We start from the raw sequence: 450 nt of genomic DNA, 5'->3' as shown, positions 1-450 counted from the left end.
CTCACATTTCGCACCCTCTCGACGAAAATCGGGAGGATTTTTTCGTTCCGATGTCGAATGAATCCTTGACACACAAGGAACGTAAAGGAGTTTTTCTCTTATGAACGTTCAAGTCAAAAAGGTCTATCGCAATTCTTATTTGAATATAATAAGTGCCCTATTCAAGAAACTGGGTCTGCCTCAATTGATTGACCATCTCGTGCCCGTCGATCCGCAGTGCCAAACGCGAGTCAGCGATGCCGTTCAGGCCATCCTCTACAATGTGTTTGACGGCCGGCAAGCCCTTGTTCACTTGGAACATTGGGCTCAGGAGGTCGATTGTGAGAAACTCATCCGTCCCGATCTCCATCCTTCCTGGTTGAACGACGATGCGTTGGCCCGTCATCTCGATCGCCTGTATGAGGCTGGCATTCACAACGTCATCAGCACTTGCTTGATTCATATTTATCT

General features: G+C 47.8%; 1 protein-coding gene. It reads left to right on the top strand.

Annotated features, from left to right (window positions below; all coding sequences use genetic code 11):
• Window positions 1-100: 100 nt before the first annotated feature.
• A partial coding sequence (locus tag BRO54_RS18950; protein ID WP_139268122.1) for a DUF4277 domain-containing protein occupies window positions 101-450 on the top strand: 350 nt, incomplete at its 3' end.

Source organism: Geobacillus proteiniphilus (assembly GCF_001908025.1).
Taxonomy (GTDB): Bacteria; Bacillota; Bacilli; order Bacillales; family Anoxybacillaceae; genus Geobacillus; species Geobacillus proteiniphilus.
Note: the sequence above shows the minus strand (reverse complement) of the source record. Positions and strands in the feature narration are given on the sequence as shown.